We start from the raw sequence: 19,030 nt of genomic DNA, 5'->3' as shown, positions 1-19,030 counted from the left end.
TCTATTAAATTTTCATTATCTAAGAGTGACGCAAAAGCCACAAATAGCTATCCATCAATAATTTCCTAACAATTACCGTTATTGGGGAAACCTTTCCAATCAACCCTCGTCCAACAAACTTATTCAGAGAGAACTGGAGCCATCGACACCGCTTGCCCGATGATACAGGTATCTCCATGCTCGTGAATGCTCAAAGTAGCAGTCACTTCGATGCAAGATTTACGGAATGATTAAAATAGCAACGGTAGACAATAGAAGCAGCGCTGTCAGAACAGGGAACAATGAAACTCGACTTGCAGAAATTTTACAAGGCATGTAATCCCAGCATCACCGTATCGGTGGGGGATGCCGAGGAGCGGAAGTATTATATCGATTTCTCCCCGGTTCGGGGTGGCAAGATTATCCAAGAGTTTGGACGAACGATTACCCGCCTGGCTCCCAATGAGCCAACGTGCCAATTATTTACAGGGCATATTGGCTGTGGGAAATCGACCGAGTTGTTACTCCTCAAAGCCGAGTTAGAAAGGCAAGGCTCTCATGTCGTCTACTTCGACTCCAGCAAAGACTTGGTGATGGCGGACGTTGACGTAACCGATATTTTGCTAGCCATTGCTCGCAAAGTAACGGAAAGTTTGGAGCAAGCTAAAGTCAATCTCAAACCACGAGGCTTCAGGGCGTTACTGCAAGGCGTAACCGAATTAATGCAAACAGAAATTGAACTTTCGGCAGAAGGTTCTGTGCCTGGATTAGGAGAAATTAAGGCGAGTACAGAAGGAGAACTTTCCCTCGGTTTCGGTCTGGGTAAAATCTCAGCAAAAGCTAAAAATAGCCCTAAATTTCGTTCCCAACTCAGGCAATATTTAGAACCGCGCACCGATGGCATTTTAGACGCGATTAACCAAGAGTTATTAGAACCTGCCATCCAAGAACTCAAGAAACAGGGAAAAACCGGTTTAGTCGTGATTGTTGATAGCCTCGACCGGGTTGATAACACGTTAAAACCGACAGGTCGCCTTCAGCCCGAGTATCTGTTTGTAGACCGGGGCGAACAGCTCAAACAGCTGAATTGTCATGTTGTTTATACGATTCCCCTGGTGTTAATTTTTTCCAACGAATGGGGGAGGCTACGCAATCGCTTTGGTGTAGACCCGAAATTGTTGCCGATGGTGCGGGTGCGATCGCGCGATGACAGCGAATGTAAGCATGGGATGGAACTATTGAGGCAAATGGTACTCGCCAGAGCCTTCCCGGATGTTTTACCTGCACAACGCCTACAATTCATAACAGAGGTGTTTGATTCCTCTGAAACCTTAGACCGTCTTTGTCTAGTTAGTGGCGGACATCCCCGGAATTTGTTAGGGCTAATGTATGGCTGTCTTCAGCAGCAAGACCCTCCTTTTTCTCGTGAGTGTTTGGAAGAAATCATTAGAAGACAACGCGATGCTCTCGTTCGTGCCGTTGATGATGATGAATGGGAATTGTTACGGCAAGTCGGACACAACCAAATGGTGAGAGGAGAGGACGAATACCAAACTCTATTACGCAGTTTGTTTGTCTTTGAATATCAGGATGATCAAGGGGGATGGTTTCGTATTAACCCCATCTTAGGAGAAGCCAAACAACTCAAGTCTGAAGTGTGAACAAAGATAGGGTAGCGGTAGCGAATTGGCAAACGTCAAAATAAACCTTAAGGAGGACAAAATTTAGCGACTAGGAAAACGGGGTACATACCAACAATTCATACTTCATACTTTTTGAGTCATGATGGAGAGCCACCTAGACAATGTCAATGCCAAAAATAACGAATCATTAAGGACTCTGGCACGAGCGATCGCGCTATCTCAAGGTTTTTTTTCCCTCGTTTTAGCTCGCTGTAATTATCAGTCATTGCGACAGCCTTTGCTCCAACAGTTGCGAGAACGCTGTGCGGTTGAACTCAAAGAAATTACTCTCAAACCCTCTACCCGAACCCTTTATACAACGATTCGTGCTGCACTAGACGACGAAGAACCCAACGCCGTTATCGTTTCTGGATTGGAATTGGTGAACGATCTAGAGGGGTTATTGATTGCCTCTAATCATGCCAGGGATGAGTTTCGGAAACATTTCTCGTTCCCTTTAGTGTTGTGGGTAACCGATGAGGTGCTGCAAAAATTCATGCGGGTGGCTCCCGATTTTACCAGTTGGGCTGCCACTCCCATTGGATTTAGCATTGCCACTCCTGACTTAATCAAAGCACTAGAGCAAAATGCAGAATCGGTCTTTGAGGCTATCTTAAAAACGGGTTCGGGTAAATTTCTCAACAATACTGACCTGAATTTGGAGATGGGTTCCCGTCGCCGCTTAGAGTTAGAGTCAGCATTGAAAGATTTACAAAATCGAGGTGATGTATTAGAGCCAGCGTTAGAAGCAGATTTGCAATTTCTGATTGGTCTGGATGCTGATACCAACGATCGCATGGAGGAGTCTCGGCAATATTATGAGCGTAGCCTAGCGTTTTGGTTAGAGCAACTCAAAACTCAGGAATCAGAAGCGATTCGATTGAATGCCCCCTCTCAATCGCTCAATCCTAAATTATTTGAACGCGTTGGATGTTTGCTGTACTATCTGGGCTTGTGGTGGCGTAAATATGCAACACTACGCCGCTCTGAATATCGTTTTGCTTGTAGTCAAGCTAAGGATTATTTTCAACAGTGTATTGAGGTTTTTAAACGGGGTAATCGCCCTGACTTGATGGGTCAGTTTATCAACTCTTTGGGTGAAACCCTGCAAAAACTAGAGCAGTGGGATGAACTAGAAGCGATCGCTAAATTAGCGGTTCAATTACACCAAACCTATTGCGATCCCATTCGACTCTCTTATGGCTATGGTCTATTAGCTGAATTAGCGCTCTCCAATCGAGCTTGGAAGGTAGCCAGAGAATTTGCCAAACTAGCCTTACAAACAAATGCTAAATCAACGCGATTATCCTGTGATTTACTCACAAAAAACATCGATAATGTCTGGTCACAACGACACGATCAAAATTTATATCTATTATTGCTAGCCCAAGCCCAAAAGCACCTAGGTCAAGTTCCACAAGCGATTAAACTGTTAGAAATTGCTAAAACGAAAAGCAATCCTCAAATCGATCCATCTCTTTATATTCGGATTTTGGTAGAGTTGCGATCGCTCTATTGGAACCAAGGCCGCTATCTAGACGCCTTTCGGATTAAGCAAAAACAAAGCGAAATTGAGTATCAATATGGGTTCCGAGCCTTTATCGGTGCGAGTCAGTTGCGGCCTCGATGCCAAGTTGCTAACCCAGCCATTGCCCCCGTCGATACACTCAGTACCATTGCCCAAGAAATTGCAGCTTCCGGTCGGCAACAAGATATTAATCGCTTAATTGAACGCATTAGTCGCACAGATTATAAATTAACCGTCATTCACGGCCCTTCAGGAGTCGGCAAAAGTTCTCTGGTAACAGCAGGGTTAGTACCCGCTTTAGAGCAAAAAGCAATCGGCGATCGCGATGCTCTCCCCATTGTTTTGCGCGGTTACACCAATTGGATCAACGATTTGGGTCAATCCTTATTGAGGGATTTAGGCGTATCATTAGTCGATGCTCTCAGTGAAATTAGAGACATCAACTTAGGGATTCCAGATGACATCCCTAAATTTATTATTAACCAGTTGCGGAAAAATGCAGACCGAAATCTGTTAACGATTTTAATCTTCGATCAGATTGAAGAATTTTTCTTTATTTATTCCGAGCCAAGCACCCGGTGTCTGCTTTATAATTTTCTGCGAGACTGCCTGGAAATTCCTTATGTCAAAGTAATTCTCTCTTTACGGGAAGACTATCTCCACTATTTATTAGAATGCGAACGCTGCACTAATTTAGATATCATCAACAACAATATTCTGGATAAAAAAATTCGCTATTACTTAGGAAATTTTTCCCCCAAAGATGCGAAAGCCGTTATCCATAGCTTAAATGAACGTTCTCAGTTTTACTTAGAATCCGCGCTAATTGATGAATTAGTCCGAGATTTAGCGCAAGATACAGGAGATGTTAGCCCAATTGAATTACAGGTTGTAGGAGCGCAACTCCACGCCGAGGCCATTGTCAATTTAGAAGACTATCAGCGTCTGGGTTTCAATCCTAAACAAAAATTAGTCGAGCGATTTTTACAAGAAGCGATTAAAGATTGCGGCCCTCCCAATGCACGGGCGGCTCTCCTGGTTTTATACTTGCTAACCGAAGAAAATGGGACACGTCCTCCTAAAACTCGTGCGGAGTTAGCAGGGGAATTAGAGGATGCCGAATTAGAATCTAAGGACGAACAGCTCGATTTGGTGTTAGAAATCCTGACCAAATCAGGCTTATTAATGTTACTGCCAGATGCCCCCGCCGATCGCTATCAACTCGTTCATGATTATTTAGTCTCTTTCATCCGTCAAAAAAAGGACGCAGAGGTAGGATTAGAAGCTGCACTCCAACGGGAAAGAAATCAACGCAAACTAACCGAACAACAACTAACTCGTGTTTCCCGACAGCGCAGGCAAGTCGGCGTTGCCGTGATTGTGGTAACGGTATTTGCCCTCATGGCGGGGGGATTGGCGCTGCTGGCAGAATCTCAACGAAAACGAGCAGAAATAGCTGAAATTAGAGCGCTCAGTTCCTTATCTTCAGCGCTATTACTCTCCGACAATCAGCTTGGAGCATTAGTTGAAAGTGTCAAAGTCGGTAAACGCCTCAAGGAATTAGAACACGAGTTAAGAACCTCCTTATTTACGTTTAGGAGTCGCAGGATTTCATCCGATATCCGACTTCAAACCTTAGGTAGCCTACAGCAGTCGGTCTACAGAGTTCAAGAACGCAACCGCTTAGAGCAGCACAACGGCATTGTCAATAGTGTCAGTTTCTCACCGGATGGCAAAATGATTGCCTCTGCTAGTGCGGATACTACGATTAAACTCTGGAGGCTCGATAACACCTTACCCAAAACCCTCGAAGGACACAATGGGATCGTCAATAGTGTCAGCTTTAGCCCCAATGGCAAGCTCATCGCCTCGGCGAGTGATGACAATACCATCAAACTCTGGAGCATTGATGGTACCTTGTTAAGGACTTTCACAGGGCATCAGGGGCGGGTTAAAAGTGTGAGTTTCTCGCCCGACAGCCAGAAAATTGTCTCTGGGAGTCATGACAAAACGGTCAAACTCTGGCGTGTTGATGGCACTGAAGTAAAAACCCTGACAGGACACCAAGATTGGGTGAATAGTGTTAGTTTTAGCCTGGATGGCAAGCAGATTGCCTCTGGTAGTAACGACACAACCATCAAACTCTGGAGTGCTGATGGCACTGAAGTAAAAACCCTGACAGGACACCAAGATTGGGTGAATAGTGTTAGTTTTAGCCCGGATGGTAAGCGGATTGCTTCTGGTAGTAATGACAAAACCGTCAAACTCTGGAGTTTTGATGGTACTTTCCTAAGAACTATCGAAGGGCACACAGATTGGGTGAATAGTGTTAGGTTTAGCCCAGATGGCAAGACGATTGCTTCTGCGAGTACTGACAAAACGGTCAAACTTTGGAACAGCAATGGCACCTTACTGGAATCTCTAGAAGGGCACGCCAATTGGGTGCAAGGCGTGAGTTTCTCCTCAGACGGTACAACCATTGCTTCTGGGAGTGCAGACAACACCATTAAACTTTGGAGCGTTAACCGTATCCCACTCCAAACCCTTAAAATGCACGAGCAGAAGGTGACGAGTGCCAGTTTCAGCCCTAATGGTCAAATGATTGCCTCTGCCAGTGCGGACAAAACAATTAAACTTTGGAGCGTTAACGGTCAATTACTCCACACCCTCACGGGTCACAATGGGATAGTTAATAGCGTGACTTTCTCGCCGGATGGCCAGATGATTGCCTCTGCTAGTGCTGATCAAACGGTTAAACTTTGGAGCATTAAGGGTCAGTTACTCCACACCCTAACGGGGCATACTTATTGGGTGAATAGCGTGAGTTTCTCGCCGAATGGCGAGACGATTGCCTCTGCCAGTGCGGACAAAACGATTAGACTCTGGAATCTGGATGGCAAATTACAAAAAACCCTAACAGGGCATAGCGATTGGGTGAATAGCGTGAGTTTCTCGCCGGATGGCAAGACGATTGCCTCTGCGAGTAACGACAGGACAGTTAAACTGTGGAGTCTTGAGGGTACTGAACTCAATACCTTAAAGAAACATACCAGTAGTGTCAATGACGTGAGTTTCAGTCCCGAGGGGGAACTCATTGCCTCTGCCAGTGCTGACAACACCATTAAACTTTGGAACAAAGACGGGACATTACGCACGACCCTCTATGGACATTTAGGTCGAGTTACCAGCGTCAGATTTCACCCGGATGGTTATACCCTGGCTTCAGCGAGTGCGGACAACACGCTTAAATTCTGGAGCTTAGATGGAAATGTCCTGAGAACATTGGAAGGTAACCGCAGTAGTGTCAACAGCGTGAGTTTCTCCTCCGACGGCAAGACGATTGCTTCCGCTAGTGATGAAAAAGTCGTGATTCTGTGGAATTTCGATCTCAATGATCTACTAGTGCGTGGCTGTAGTTTGCTCAATGACTACCTAAAAAATTCTCAGGCGAATATCAAACCAGAAGAGAATCGCTATATCTGTGATTAATTCCGATCCCCATCAGCTCAAGTGGAACATTTAAATTTCAAATTTTGTTGACAGAGCTTTATGCATAAGCCAAGATAGAGTTAATTTAAGTACTAAGAATGAAAAAGAATAACAATTACAGAAGCAATAAACCTTGATGCAGCAAGATTTAGGGCTTTTGCAGCTATCATTGAATCCGATGAATTGAGGCGAACCTAAAATTACTACTGACGCCTAATTGCAGTGAGTAGTTTCTGTCAATCTATTATTCATTCATTCTTAGTTCATGGCAAATCTTAAGGCAGTTTTGCTCCCTTAAGATTGGCTTTGGTGAGATTGGCTCCCGTTAGGTTAGCCCCCCGCAAATCAGCATTGCTCAGATTGGCCTTACTCAAGTTAGCACCTCGCAAATCCGCATAACTCAGGTTAGCTCCCCGCAAATCGGCACTACTCAAGTCACATCCTGGACATTGTTTGGTTTCCAGTAAACGCTTGAGGTGATCGGGTTCATAACTTTTAGCGATAGCAGGAGCTGTTAAGCCAATCGTCGTCAATAGGATGGTAATAGCTAGGAATCTGCGCCTCATGTCTTAATCCTCATGGTGTTTACAATTCATCTATACAACGCGTCTATCGCCGATCCATACCCTTTTAATGGAGGATTTTGGAGGATGAATCCTTGGTTAATCAAGAGTTTCAGGGATTCAAAAGTGGCAAGCTTAAATCTAAAGGGTATCATCACGGTACGGTAGCCAATTAATCTTTTGCTAGAAGATTGAGTTGGATTGATCAGGATTAGTTTAGTGGTTTTAGGTTCATCTCTCCTTCCTCCGACTGGACAAAAAAAGTAAGGAATCTTGGACTTCGTAAAACCACACTTTCTTAGTAGGATTAGTCAACGCATGACTACATAACTAAGGAATAATGATTCTACGAAACAGCTTGACTTCGGTTAGTAATGAAAGGGCGTATCTTTTGGAATAGGGATACACCCAATATCTACTCCTTCAGTCCCAGCTATCCAGGATTCCTGTAGTAGATCTAGAACATTTAAAATCGGCAATGTTCCCACTGGACACTTGGGTTGTAGGTACTTAGCCGCATCTTTGTGTATGGCTCAGAAATGAGGTGTAGCCCAAAAGCGATCGCCTGTTTTTTGGCACTGACATAAGGCACTCTAACCCTTAACGGTAGGGGTTTGTGGGTAGATGCTACATCAGTTTTATTTTTCTTTCGTCTGCACCCGAAGCGATCGCCGTTAGCACCATTCCTTCAGATCATCGCTTAAACTTTAAAAAACCAGTTCTGGCGATACATCGCGTAGCTAACGAGCCACCACAACAAAACGGTTACCAAGGCGAATAATAGGGAACCATTCATCGCACCTACCAAAGGCATAAAGAAATGATTATAAATCCAAATGAAGGTTGTTGGCGCGTTTTCGCCAGTGCCTATTTTAGTTTTAACCAGAATTTTAATCAGCAAAACCGAAGCGACAAAGATGAAGATAGCATTTAACCCCATCATCTCAAACGGCTTTGTCCAGCGTTGTCGTTGACGTACTTCAATGGATTCATAACAAGCCGCCAGTAACAGCAACGCCCAACCTGTCGTGAACATGACGTAAGAACTCGTCCATAATTTTTTATTGATGGGAAACCAGAAGTCCCAAATTTGCCCAATCACCAAGCAACTTAAACCTAGCTGTACCAAATCCATGCTGGTGCTGGACTTGATGGGTTGTTGACGTAGCCAATCTCCGGTAATGTAACCGAATAAAACACTCACTACAGCCGGGAGAGTGCTGAGTAACCCTTCTGGATCACCCATTCCGTTGAAATCATCTCCCTTATACAGATGCGCTGTAGGGATGATTAAGCGATCAAAATAAGCGCCTAAATTCCCTACTCGCGTCAAGTTACCCATGCCATAATCCGGAACTGGGATTAGGGACATGGCGAACCAGTAACCAACGAGTAAAAATGCTGCGATCGCCCATTGCCCTTTTCGCGGTACGTTGAGAACGATGAGGGAGGCGATTAGATAAGTGAGACTGATGCGCTGCAACACACCCATGAGGCGGATGCTACTCCAGTTGTATTCCCAAAAACCATTCAGGAGTATTCCCAGTGCAAACAAAATTAGGCTGCGGCGGATAATGCGCCAATAAACAGTAGGGGCTGGTTTGTATCCCTCTTTATATTTAGAAAAGGAAAATGCCATTGCCGCACCGACAATGAACAGGAAGAAAGGAAACACCAAATCCGTGGGGGTGAAACCGTTCCAGTCGGCATGAAGTAGGGGAGGATATACATTATTTTCGCCTGCTACCCCGATCGTATTGACAAGAATCATGCCAGCAATGGTAATCCCGCGAAATACATCGAGGGATGTGAGACGCTTGGAGGGTTTTAGTTGCGCGTGGGACATGGATGGGAGCTATGAGTTCATGCACAGATTGAATTTCATAATCCTGGATTGCTGAGAGTTAGACAATGGCTTGTGGGAAATCTATAAAATGGCACTATTAGAGTAGTCCTGGAGTAAACGCCAAGATTCCCGACTTCTTGAAGAAGTCGGGGAGCTGAACAGCCAAAGTTTGTAACTCAAATAAGATTGCTATATAGTGCGGAAAGTGGATGGTACATAACTTTGCCAGAGTTGAGGCGATTGGCTAGAGGTATAGAGAAGCGACAAAAGAGTTTATAGCAGAAAATTAGGGATTAACTACTACCTTGAATGAACCCTGCCAAGCTAAATATGTTGAATGTTATATCGCTTGGAAAATGCTTTCAAGGTAATATTTTCCCTATATCCCACCGATTTTAAGTGGGTTTAATGGTAGAGGCTGAGGAATATTGCTTTGTTTCTCGACCTGTTCTTCCTGCCAAATCGTGACATGGTCAGAGTGTTCCACCAATAAACAAAATTTACCTGCATTAAGCTCTGTTTGACACAGATCAATAGCCTTTTGCCGGAAGCGAGGGGAAAACGATAAACCCTCTGCTAGCAGCTTGCCCTGAAAAACAAACTCAGCCGTGATTGGATTAATTAGACCCTGAGCTTTTATTTCTTCTGATTTAAAGATTAACTGTTCAATTTGACGTGGTTCTACAGGCAACGCTGGGGCTTTATCTGGTTGTTGTAGGGTACTATGATCATTCATCGGCACCTCTTTGACGAGGAGGATAAATCCACCAATTCGGATGATATCATTCGGCTTCAGCAGGAAGTTTTCATTGGTCGAAGCCTCTTGTTTGTTCACATGGGAACCCCCTGTACTCCCCAGGTCAGTAAAGTAATAATGTCCTTCTCGGTACAGAATCCTGCCATGGACGCGACTCACTTCACGACTGTTCAGAACGATATCACAACTAGGGTGTCGGCCAATCAAGCCTCCGCCTTGAATTATAGTTTCTGGTGTCAGGTTTTCTTCCAAAGACTCGCCTGTTTGGTCATCGATGATTAGGAATTTGATCATATCTCCTACAATTTCAGTTTTAACCCCAATGATTAGACCGTTAAATTTTAGGTAAACGACTTACTGAGTAAGGTTAACTCTGTTAAATTGGCTTCAAAACACTGTGCGGTCATCTTCTGGCATCACATTTTTATTTCGGTTGCGTCCCATGTACGTTTGTTCGTCTGCTGAATCTCCCTTTTGGGAAGACCCAATGTAAGTTTGTTTGTTTGCGCTCTTTCCCCGACCCGCAGGCTTAATGTGCGTTTGCTCCTTGGCGGCATTTCCCTTCTGAGAAGACCCAAGGTGAGTTGGCTCGTCTCCAGTATTTTCCGTTCGGGGATGTTGAGGTGGGTAACTCCACTCGTCTGCGGTATTTCCTTGATGAGAAGACCCTGTCTGGATTGGATTGTGGGCTGAATAGCCCTGTGGGGAAGCTTTCGACCCCTTCAAGTCGCCGACTGAACTTCCATTCTCCTGTTGGGAACGCGAATACTGCATTCGTTCATCGACTAAGCTTCTCTTTCGGGAACGTCTAGACGATGCTGAAGAGTTGTTTCGCTGCCATACCTGATAACCTAAAATCAGGATAATAATAGCGATAATTCCTACAATTGTCCAAAATATCGTTGGTTCCATAGGGAGCTAAATTTCAGCTCGACAACGATTATCTCTACGACCCATCCAACATTAAATCCGGACTGCGTGGCTATTGAGAATCAGAATCGATGAAGGCAATCACCTAACTCTCCAGCCTTTGAGCCGAGTTACATCCTCAATCAAACTCCGGCGCTACACTCAAATTTCACTCGCTCCCAGGCTTATGGCATCGCTTGCATAAATTCTGAAGAACAGGGTGATAGCTAATACAGGACTTACGCGTAGCCCTCCTTTTTTCAGGGAAGGGCTATTTCTTGTGTCCCTATATATCTCTATTCTTCTGTTTGTATGGGGTGGCAAAAATACCAGGGTTGATGTTTGGTATCAATTGAATGTATTTTTTATCGCTTAGAGTTTAGAGCTGAAATTTTTTAAAATCGCAGAAAAATAGATAGTTATTTTCTAATCTATTTCGTTGCAAAGATAGCAGATCAACGTCCGCCCTCCTACAAGGCTTTTCATCGGTTCGGCTCAGCTGATGTGAATAAAACATTGCACAATCTTCTCTCCCAGCTCCCCCATCCTCCCCAGCGTCTCCAGCTTCTTACCCTGAAAATTGAATGCCGATTAGCTTATAATGGGCAGTCCTGTGAATTCCGTCTAATATAGCGGAGTACAGAGCATCAAAACGCTCAGGTTATCGTTGCTGCATCTCCTATCAATAGCGCTGCAATCTCTATTTAAACTGGAATTCCCCTCCTATTCGCTCAACAGCTCGCTTTTCTCATGCAAACGATTTCTGCCTCATTGCCCTCGGCTTGGCAAAAGCTGAGAAATCACGAAATTAGCTGCGAAGAAGCCCTCTCGCTCTTGGTGGATGACCAAGGGACGGTGAACCGGGAAGGGCTGGATCAGGAAGTGACTCACCGATTCTTTCGGCATTTCCCCGATCGCAAGACCTTACCCCCTGTGATTCCCCTGTTACTTTGGCGAGGCTGCTACTACCTGGGAAGCCCAGTGACGCTATCGACACAGACGATTCAAGACCTGAGCGATCGCGCCCTCACCGAAATTAAAGTCATCCCCATCAGCAATAAAAGCTTTCGCGTCTGGTTTCACACCCAAAACCTCGACCCGAACCGCATTAGTGCTATCCCTTTGGTGAATCCTCTCACGGGGGAACTCGAAAAAGAGGACATCTCAGAAACCACAGAAGCCTACCTGGCAAAAGCCGTTGACCAGATTGGTAAAATTAAAACGCTGATTTCTGGGGCATTACGCAACCGCGCCAGCGATCTTCACCTCGAACCCATGCCCGACGGATTGAGAGTCCGCTATCGCATTGATGGAGTCTTGCGGGATATTACCAAACTCAAACTCGATATCAGCCGTAAGGTGATTGTCGCCCTCAAAGTCATGTCTGGCATGGACATTGCGGAAAGTCGCCGCCCTCAAGATGGCCGGATTGGCGAAAAGTATGCAGGCAATGAAGATGCCGAATTGGGCATGGATATGCGAGTGAGTACTCTCCCCTGTGTGGGTGGCGAAAAAGCGGTGATTCGCTTACTGCCCAGACAAAACCCCTTTTCCAAAATTGAAGACTTGGGCTTCTCGGAGAAAACACTTTCCATCTACGGCAGTTGGTTGCAGCAGCCCCAAGGCATGATTATCCTCACCGGCCCGACGGGTTCCGGGAAAACCAGTACACTTTACACCAGCCTGCAACACGTCGCCACAGAACATGTCAATGTGGTAACCGTAGAAGACCCAGTGGAGTATATCTTACCGGGCATCACCCAAACTCAGGTGCATGAACGTGCCGGAATGACCTTTGCGGCAGGATTAAGGTCAATTTTGCGCCAAGACCCCGACATCATTATGGTAGGGGAAATTCGAGATAGTGAAACGGCTGAAACCGCTGTACGCGCAGCCTTGACGGGTCATTTGGTATTTACCACACTCCATACAAATGATGCGATTGGTGCCATTCCCCGAATTAAAGATATTGGCCCAGACCCCGCTTTAATTAGTGATGCCCTACTCGGAATTGTGGCGCAGCGTTTAGTGCGTCGCGTGTGTCCCCACTGTGCTCAAGCGCACACGCCGACAGAACAAGAGTTGCAAACACTCGGCTTACAAAATCATACCAATTTGGGTTCTTGGAAACGGGGCCAGGGCTGTGATAAATGTTTCAATTCCGGCTACCTGGGGCGGGAAGCGATTGTCGAGTTACTGGATATCGATGACCGGGTACGGGAAATTATCTATGAAGGGACAATGACCCAATTGCATCACTATCTCAAGGAAATCAAGTTTGCTTCCTTTGGCGTAGCGGCAAGACAAAAGGTAACAACGGGTGCAACAACGGTTGAGGAGGTGTTGCGAGTGTTACCCCGAAGTGCTTTTTGTCGGAATCAATTTTTAGGCAAAGATTGACCTTATTGCCTCAATACTTGAAACCCCTCCCTCTCCTCTCCTATCATTTCCATTTGCATCGGAATCATGCAAAAACCTCTGCGTACCTCAGCGTCCCCCTCTGCGATCTCTGCGTTAAAAAAAAATATGATTCCAATGCCAACGGAGTCGGTATCACTCTTACTGTGAGGGGAGTCTTCTCAGCGACTTTGATCAGGGTATAGATTGCCACACGCCGACTTATCCACTCACCGCTTGTTCCTGCGTCAGGATTTAACGCTCAATTCTTCCTGCTGTAACACCTGATTCAACTTGCCACTGCGATATCCTTCTAAATCCAGGGAGACGTAGACAAAGCCAAATTCCTGGAAGGCAGATACCAGAGTCGGTAAATCTGTCGTTAAGACAAACTCCTTAATTTGCTCTGGCGGTAACTCAATTCGGGCGGTATCGCCTTCTGAACGCACTCGCAGATTAGACAAACCTAACCGACGCAGATAAATCTCGGCACGTCCCACCCGTTGCAGCTTGGTGACGGTGATTTCTTCGCCATAAGGAAAGCGCGAACTCAGACAAGGTTGAGCCGGTTTATCCCACCAGGAAAGTCCCAATTGTTTGGAGAGTTGGCGCACTTCAGCTTTGGTGACGTTCACTTCGGCTAAAGGCGATCGCACCCCTCTTTCTTTAGCAGCCTGAATTCCAGGTCGATAGTCTCTCAAATCATCCGCATTGACGCCATCCACCACATAGGGGTAACCTCGCTCCAGTGCCAGGGGTTTGAGGGTATCGTGAAGTTCGCTTTTACAAAAATAACAACGGTTAACGGGGTTTGAGGTGTAATGGGGATTGTTCATCTCATGAGTTTCAATAATCTCATGAGGAATGCCGATCGCCGCCGCTTGAATGCAGGCGTCTTCCAGTTCTTCGGGTAACAGTGAAGGAGACTTCGCCGTAACCGCTAAAGCGCGATCGCCTAAAACATCGTAGGCGATCTTGGCGACTAAAGTGCTATCCACACCCCCGGAATAGGCAATCAATGCCCGCTCCATTTCCGAAAATATTGCTTTTAGTTTCTCTCGTTTTTGCTCTAACATTCTTTCCAACACGCGGCAATTCTCACTTTTTTTAACGGCTTTCAGTCTCAGAGGTTTGTGTCTAGGTACGCCAAGCCTTTGGTGTGAGATTTTGAGCGCTAATACATTCACTCCTCTTCATCCTACCGAGGAAAAACCGAGTCGGGTGTGCAACTCCCTTAAAACTCACGGCGCGAAAAAATGAGGATAGCGATCGCTAAAAGCAATACCGTATAGAACACCCCATACACCCCATTACTCAATAGAGTTTGTGGTGCTGGCAGTATGCCATAAACAGCCTCATTCTTTAAATTGAGGCGAGATAAATCGGGTAAAACGAGGTACAGAGTATGAGTTAAGCTCTCAAGGTTTGAGTTGCGGCTTAAGTTGCCAACGGTTACGATATCACGGGTCAAGTTTCCCAAGAAATAAACGGCTAAGGTGAGCAGGGTGGCTAAAACTGAGCTGGTAAAAACGCCAAACAACAGCGCCACCGCGATCAGCAAAGACAGCTTTAAGAATAGATAAAGGGTTGAAACGAGAATACTGGCTAAAGGGTATTCTATTTGACTGAAACTCAGCAAAATTAGGTAGACGAGTGTCAGTGAAATCATCAAAACGGCCAGAACACCAGACAGCCCCAAGTGTTTGCCAATAATAAATTCGGCGCGTGTTACGGGCTTAGGAATTAAGAGTAAGACCGTGCGTTTGTCGATTTCCTTGTTAATTAAACTGGTACCGACAAACACAGCCACGAAAACACTCAACAGTTCAATTGCGGCTAGACCGACATCTAGAAAAATTTTGTCCTGTGTGGTGGCTGCTATTTCCGGCAAAAGCCGTAGTGCCAGAAGCAACAGCAGAGTAAACAAGCCAATCAGATATAAGATGCGATCGCGAATCACTTCCCGAAATCCATTCGAGGCGATAGCCCAAATCCGCCCAAAGCTCACTTACTACCTCCAACCTGATGTTTTCTGAGCGACTGATTCCTTGTTTGGCCGATTTGCCCTCTAACGCGAGTTGCTCAACCCATAATCTCCTGAATTGTAATCAGGGGAACGTCAAGTACGGATAAAGCTATCCGGTCGGTTTCTGGGTTGATCGACCCCCCAACCTTTAACCTCTTGACACTCAAAACGGCTAACGGGGACAGGCTGAGCATTGATCGGGGTGTTCAGAGCCTTCGTTGCCGCGCTGGCGGCTGGGGAAATCTGAATAATTTGACAATTCTTGGTCACGGTATAGGGTTGAGTGCTAGAGCGAGGCCCTCTCCAAATTGCTTGCAGGGGTAGATTATACCCTCCAGCATCCCTAGCTGTAGCCTTTCCTCCGGCTAAGCTCACCTCCCATAAATCATCTTCCCAAACCGGTGAAAGTCTTTCCTTCACTTGCTTTTGGGTCGTGCCAATCAAATTTTTGAGTTCTTTGGGTAAGAGTAATCGCTCGACATCGGACCAGCGTCTAGCATTCAACGGCTCTCTTAACTGAACTCCCATGGCATCTAAAATTTCGGCACCTCTGGGGGTTTGGGTGGACAGTGGCGCTTCCCATTTCACCACAAAAGCACTCTTGCGAAAGTCATCAGCGACCATTGTCGGATATTGCGCTACGTAGTCCTGAATCAGGAAGTGAAATTGGAACCAACAACTGAGAAGAATTTGGCTAGCAAATAAAAGAAACTGGTTTTTGCGCTTCTCCCGGGGCGGGATTTTGATCTTTAACCCCACTCCCACATATTCAGGGATAGCGGCAATAATCGCTGAGATAATTGGCCAGTAAATCAGCATGTTGCGTGAGATTTCACCGGTCTCATCGTCAGCAACAACACCAAAAATGTAAATACTCACGAGTGCGCCGGTAATCCAGGGACTCAAGGGAAAACCGGGTCTTGATGGGTCTTTGTAACCGATTCTCAGCTGGTTAGAAGCCGTCGTCCCCCAGAAGACGCCCAAAATTAAGAAAATCCAGCCAAAATTAACAATAAAGTCTCTGACCCAATCATTGGCCAGGATTGCCATGTAGTAGGAAAACACGCTCAAAACAATGAGAGTTTCCCAGGAAAAGGCACTGGGAAGACGAACTTCTTTTCGTAGCCAATTGTAAAGAGTGAGGAGATATTTCACGTTAGTTAGAAATTGAGATTGTTGATAGGAGTGTGGATTTGCAGGAATCGCAGAAATAAAAGTAACGAGATGGCACTATAGCTATAAGCGTTAGCCAAGAGGATGGTCGTTGCATGATGAGGCTTAGGAGAGGCAACGGCTTCGTCTAAACGATGGAGCAACGTGGGCCAAGGCCGTTTAGCTGATTCATTTTGTTCTTTCGACCTGTCTTCGAGAAAACCTTCGAGAAGATTAAGGCCGCTGAGTTTAATCAGGAAAGCCGAGAAAAAGATGACAACTCCAGTTGCCGCAATCACGAAGGTTAACTCTTCTGGACGGGGACCGAGAAGGCGATCAAAGAAAATATAACTAATGATCTGGTCTTTTAAATACAGGGGTATCCAATTCTGGATCATAAAAAAAACCAGCCAACCAACACTCGCGGCTAGTAAATTGATGAAGGTCGAATATTCTACGCTGCTTCTGCGGCTGATGTTCATCCTTCTGTACAAGACTCTGGATTCCAGGGCGATCGAAACCAGCAGAAATAGAAACTGAAACAAAAAAGTCTGTAGTGGCAAAACGGCCTCTGTCATAACGGTGTGCTCCTTACGAGTGGCGGTGGACGTTAAGGGCTTGATGATTCATGGTACGCCGTTCAGGCGAGGGCTTAGCTCTAAGCCTGATTGTAGTTATCTTAGTGCCATTCGGCCTGATACTTTATCTTCCTATTATTCTCGATGCTGGGATGACCCCATTTCTAGATTTTTTCACCAACCAAAGGCTGTATCCTCGTTCTTGGTAAACTTGTGGTTTGGGATTAGTTTCAAGGATTCGGAATGTCCAGAACTGGTATTGGTATTCGCACGGCGGTTGAGCGTTCTGAGCGCATCACGGGTCAGATTCATGTCTATGATGGCATGGGAAAAGGCAAGTCTCAGGCGGCTTTGGGAGTGGTTTTGCGCTCCATTGGTCTAGGAATTAATGCCGCTGATGACGAAGCATTCGCTCCTGCCAACTATGCGGATACACAAGCCGGTTCGCGACTCTCATCCAGCCGTGTCTTGTTGCTCAGATTTCTCAAAGGGCCAGGACGTAATTATGATGAGGATGCTGCGATTGAAGCCTTGCAACGAGGTTTTCCTCACTTGATTGACCAAGTCCGCACGGGACGTGCTTCGTTTTTTTCTAGAGAGGATGTGACGCGCTTTGATGCGCTTGAGGCTCAACGCGGTTGGGATGTCGCCAAGGGAGCGATTGCCTCTAACCTTTATTCGGTTGTTGTCTTGGATGAACTCAACCCTGTCCTAGATTTGGGTTTACTGGCTGTAGATGAGGTGATTAAGACCCTGAAAAATAAGCCGGACAACCTAGAAATTATTGTTACAGGTCGGGGCACCCCCCAAGCTCTGTTGGATATTGCCGATTTGCACACGGAGTCTGTGCCTCATGACCATCCAGTCTCTAGGGAACAGGGGATTGAGGGCATCGAAATTTACACCGGTGCAGGGAAGGGAAAATCGACCAATGCTCTGGGTAAGGCCTTACAAGCGATTGGTCGGGGAATTAGTAGTGACAAGTCCCACCGAGTGCTGATTATTCAATGGCTCAAGGGGGGATCGGGCTATACAGAAGATGCCGCGATCGCCGCGCTGAAGCAATGCTATCCGGATTTAGTCGATCATCACCGCTGTGGGCGAGATGCGATCGTTTGGCGGGGACAACAGCAGATTGCCGATTATGTGGAAGCCGAACGAGGTTGGGAAATTGCCAGAGCCGCTTTAGCTTCAGGTATGTATAAAACCATCATTATGGACGAACTCAATCCTACCGTTGACTTAGAACTGTTGCAGATCGAGCCAATTGTGGATGCTCTATTACGCAAACCCCGCGACACAGAAGTGATTATTACAGGTCGCTGTTTGAATCAACCCGCTTATTTTGACCTGGCGAGTGTTCACTCGGAGATGATTTGTCACAAGCATTACTGTGAAAAGGGAGTGGATTTGAAACGAGGGGTAGATTTTTAAGGCGGCTCATTCATTAAATAAGAGCTGTGGACGCAAACAAAGATACAGGAGTGAACCCACTAAAGGCACCAGCGCCACCGCCCAAAATACTGAGGAATTTTTCAGTCCTCGCCGTGCCATATCGTCTCCCAGTAGCGCGGGAAACAATAAGCACAACAGGCAAAAATCCAGACTCATCACATGAATAAAGCGGCTGTTTTGCCACTGTTGGATAAAATCTGCCCAATCGCCCTTGAGTAATCCAAAACTTAACAGAACCAGCGTACCGATTGTGAGGGCAACACCCAGCCAACGGGAATCAAGTATCTTTAAAACAATATCCTTAGAACCCGTAAATTTTGGGTTGGCTTCACGTAGAGCTAAATAAGGCAATAAAGCAAACGCTCCCACTCCAAAAGAGCCGACGGCAAAGGGCCATGCCGGAATTTTTTGCTCCCTGCCATCACTAAATATCAAGCCGCTATAAATCATCGGCCAGATGCCCATAATGTTGAATAAAGCAATCACCAAAGGATTGATTCCATCCCACTTGCCAGTAGAAAGGTTTTTAATCAGTTCAAAGGTATCGGGTTGGTTGGGAGGAGCCAAGAAAAAAGCATAGACCGCAAAGCTGACCCAAAGTAACCCAAATCCAAGTTTTCGATTCATGATTAATTGTTGTGGTAGACCCTTTGAGTCGCTGGATAAAAG

General features: G+C 45.8%; 12 protein-coding genes and 1 pseudogene. 4 read left to right on the top strand and 9 right to left on the bottom strand.

Annotated elements, in window-relative coordinates:
* The first annotated feature begins 281 nt into the window (after positions 1-281).
* Both NDI48_22190 and NDI48_22185 read left to right on the top strand, forming a co-directional pair.
* Positions 282-1,640, top strand: a complete 1,359-nt coding sequence (locus tag NDI48_22190) for an AAA family ATPase (GenBank protein ID MEP0833880.1) — start codon at positions 282-284, stop codon at positions 1,638-1,640.
* Between the two features lie 121 nt (positions 1,641-1,761).
* On the top strand, positions 1,762-6,678 hold the full coding sequence (locus NDI48_22185) for a WD40 repeat domain-containing protein (protein MEP0833879.1): 4,917 nt from the start codon (positions 1,762-1,764) through the stop codon (positions 6,676-6,678).
* A gap of 281 nt (positions 6,679-6,959) precedes the next feature.
* Here NDI48_22185 and NDI48_22180 read toward each other — a convergent pair.
* The 4 genes and pseudogenes from NDI48_22180 to NDI48_22165 form a co-directional block, all read right to left on the bottom strand.
* A pseudogene (locus NDI48_22180) lies at positions 6,960-7,244 on the bottom strand (pentapeptide repeat-containing protein).
* Positions 7,245-7,941: 697 nt separating this feature from the next.
* Positions 7,942-9,087, bottom strand: a complete 1,146-nt coding sequence (locus NDI48_22175) for a DUF5009 domain-containing protein (GenBank protein ID MEP0833878.1) — start codon at positions 9,085-9,087, stop codon at positions 7,942-7,944.
* Positions 9,088-9,466: 379 nt separating this feature from the next.
* Positions 9,467-10,138, bottom strand: coding sequence for an FHA domain-containing protein (locus NDI48_22170; protein MEP0833877.1), 672 nt, complete (start codon positions 10,136-10,138; stop codon positions 9,467-9,469).
* Between the two features lie 93 nt (positions 10,139-10,231).
* On the bottom strand, positions 10,232-10,756 hold the full coding sequence (locus tag NDI48_22165) for a hypothetical protein (protein MEP0833876.1): 525 nt from the start codon (positions 10,754-10,756) through the stop codon (positions 10,232-10,234).
* Between the two features lie 747 nt (positions 10,757-11,503).
* Here NDI48_22165 and NDI48_22160 point away from each other — a divergent pair.
* Positions 11,504-13,153, top strand: a complete 1,650-nt coding sequence (locus NDI48_22160) for a GspE/PulE family protein (GenBank protein ID MEP0833875.1) — start codon at positions 11,504-11,506, stop codon at positions 13,151-13,153.
* Positions 13,154-13,398: 245 nt separating this feature from the next.
* Here the strand turns inward: NDI48_22160 and larE are convergent, their stop codons facing one another.
* The 4 genes from larE to NDI48_22140 all read right to left on the bottom strand — a co-directional run bounded on the left by larE (position 13,399) and on the right by NDI48_22140 (position 16,906).
* The gene (gene larE, locus NDI48_22155; protein MEP0833874.1) at positions 13,399-14,226 is read right to left on the bottom strand and encodes an ATP-dependent sacrificial sulfur transferase LarE; all 828 of its coding nucleotides are present in this window, start codon (positions 14,224-14,226) and stop codon (positions 13,399-13,401) included.
* Positions 14,227-14,384: 158 nt separating this feature from the next.
* Positions 14,385-15,158, bottom strand: coding sequence for an ABC transporter permease (locus NDI48_22150; GenBank protein ID MEP0833873.1), 774 nt, complete (start codon positions 15,156-15,158; stop codon positions 14,385-14,387).
* 111 nt (positions 15,159-15,269) lie between these two features.
* The gene (locus tag NDI48_22145; protein ID MEP0833872.1) at positions 15,270-16,331 is read right to left on the bottom strand and encodes a DUF5357 domain-containing protein; all 1,062 of its coding nucleotides are present in this window, start codon (positions 16,329-16,331) and stop codon (positions 15,270-15,272) included.
* Positions 16,332-16,336: 5 nt separating this feature from the next.
* A complete protein-coding gene (locus NDI48_22140) occupies positions 16,337-16,906 on the bottom strand; it encodes a hypothetical protein (protein MEP0833871.1) in 570 nt (189 codons plus the stop codon).
* 243 nt (positions 16,907-17,149) lie between these two features.
* On the opposite strand from NDI48_22140, the gene NDI48_22135 reads away from it, so the two are divergent.
* The gene (locus tag NDI48_22135; protein ID MEP0833870.1) at positions 17,150-18,340 is read left to right on the top strand and encodes a cob(I)yrinic acid a,c-diamide adenosyltransferase; all 1,191 of its coding nucleotides are present in this window, start codon (positions 17,150-17,152) and stop codon (positions 18,338-18,340) included.
* A gap of 6 nt (positions 18,341-18,346) precedes the next feature.
* Here the strand turns inward: NDI48_22135 and NDI48_22130 are convergent, their stop codons facing one another.
* Positions 18,347-18,988 (bottom strand): DUF2834 domain-containing protein, encoded by a 642-nt coding sequence (locus NDI48_22130; protein MEP0833869.1) that lies wholly within the window; start codon positions 18,986-18,988, stop codon positions 18,347-18,349.
* Positions 18,989-19,030 lie beyond the last annotated feature (42 nt).

The sequence above is a fragment of the Microcoleus sp. AS-A8 genome (assembly GCA_039962225.1).
GTDB lineage: Bacteria > Cyanobacteriota > Cyanobacteriia > Cyanobacteriales > Coleofasciculaceae > Allocoleopsis.
This window is presented reverse-complemented; position numbering and strand designations above follow the sequence as displayed.

Bases quoted from the DNA above. Each gene is read 5' to 3' on its own strand.
- NDI48_22190 (MEP0833880.1), top strand. From the start codon at position 282: ATGAAACTCGACTTGCAGAAATTTTACAAGGCATGTAATCCCAGCATC.
- NDI48_22185 (MEP0833879.1), top strand. From the start codon at position 1,762: ATGATGGAGAGCCACCTAGACAATGTCAATGCCAAAAATAACGAATCA.
- NDI48_22175 (MEP0833878.1), bottom strand. From the start codon at position 9,087: ATGTCCCACGCGCAACTAAAACCCTCCAAGCGTCTCACATCCCTCGAT.
- NDI48_22170 (MEP0833877.1), bottom strand. From the start codon at position 10,138: ATGATCAAATTCCTAATCATCGATGACCAAACAGGCGAGTCTTTGGAA.
- NDI48_22165 (MEP0833876.1), bottom strand. From the start codon at position 10,756: ATGGAACCAACGATATTTTGGACAATTGTAGGAATTATCGCTATTATT.
- NDI48_22160 (MEP0833875.1), top strand. From the start codon at position 11,504: ATGCAAACGATTTCTGCCTCATTGCCCTCGGCTTGGCAAAAGCTGAGA.
- larE (MEP0833874.1), bottom strand. From the start codon at position 14,226: ATGTTAGAGCAAAAACGAGAGAAACTAAAAGCAATATTTTCGGAAATG.
- NDI48_22140 (MEP0833871.1), bottom strand. From the start codon at position 16,906: ATGACAGAGGCCGTTTTGCCACTACAGACTTTTTTGTTTCAGTTTCTA.
- NDI48_22135 (MEP0833870.1), top strand. From the start codon at position 17,150: ATGTCCAGAACTGGTATTGGTATTCGCACGGCGGTTGAGCGTTCTGAG.
- NDI48_22130 (MEP0833869.1), bottom strand. From the start codon at position 18,988: ATGAATCGAAAACTTGGATTTGGGTTACTTTGGGTCAGCTTTGCGGTC.